Annotated in this window: 2 protein-coding genes; one reads left to right on the forward strand and one right to left on the reverse strand. The window is 46.7% G+C overall.

Annotated elements, in window-relative coordinates:
* Positions 1-676 (forward strand): mechanosensitive ion channel family protein (locus tag R7M72_RS25635; RefSeq protein WP_318056533.1); only part of this gene is annotated, 676 nt, incomplete at its 5' end.
* Positions 677-735: 59 nt separating this feature from the next.
* Here R7M72_RS25635 and R7M72_RS25640 read toward each other — a convergent pair.
* A partial coding sequence (locus R7M72_RS25640; RefSeq protein WP_318056534.1) for a carbonic anhydrase family protein occupies positions 736-1,097 on the reverse strand: 362 nt, incomplete at its 5' end.

Here is a 1,097-nt window from a genome sequence, read left to right on the forward strand (position 1 = left end):
ATTATTCATCATCACTATCGGCGTATTAACCATCATGCAGGCATTTGGCTTGTCTCTGTCTGGTCTGCTGACGTTTGGTGGTGTGGGTGGCTTAATCGTAGGTCTTGCTGCAAAAGATTTGCTGTCGAACTTCTTCGGTGGTTTGATGATTTACTTCGATCGTCCATTCAAAGTAGGCGATTGGATTCGCTCTCCAGATCGTCAAATCGAGGGCACCGTAGAACGCATTGGTTGGCGCATGACCAGCATCCGCACGTTTGATAAACGCCCACTTTATGTGCCGAACTCCGTGTTTAGCAACATCGTGGTTGAAAACCCTTCCCGAATGCTAAACCGTCGAATCTACGAAGTGGTGGGCTTACGTTACGATGATGCCGACAAAGTGCCAGAAATCATCACCGCAGTGCGCGAAATGTTAAAGAATCACAAAGATATCGATACGCGCCAAACCTTGATTGTGAACTTTGATACCTTTGGCCCATCATCGTTGAACTTCTTTATCTACACTTTCACGAAAACCGTGAACTGGGTGAGATACCACGAAGTGAAACAAGACGTCTTATTGAAAGTCGTCGGCATCATTAAAGAGCACAACGCAGATATCGCGTTCCCAACTCAAACACTGAAGCTCGACCCGATTCAAATGGCGAAAAATCAAGAAGACAGCGGTTTTTAATTCGCTCTTAAACACACAAAGCCCACTCAACATTGAGTGGGCTTTGTTTTATTTCGGGCTTACAAAACCTCAAAAAACATCGGTGATTTGGTAAGAACCATACGCGCATTGAGCGGTTGAACTGGACGATTGATTTCCCCCATGACGTGTTCAAACTGCGCAATTTGCTCTGCCGAAATGCTTTGTGGATCTTTGAGCACAAGCCAACGCACGCCTTCGGAACATGGTGGCGTGGGCAACGAGCCGTTGAATCGGTAGTAGTCTTTGTCGCTAGGAATCAAAGCGTTTGCATCAAAAGGAGCGCGAATCGCTACGTTTTGATCTCTTTCCGGCACATTTTCTAGCAGATTCGCCAACGCCGGATTGGCTTTGCCTTGTTCAAAAAATACCGCCACTACTGCGAGATTGCCTTGCTCATCGG

The sequence above is a fragment of the Vibrio sp. YT-18 genome (genome assembly GCF_033337345.1).
GTDB lineage: Bacteria > Pseudomonadota > Gammaproteobacteria > Enterobacterales > Vibrionaceae > Vibrio > Vibrio alginolyticus.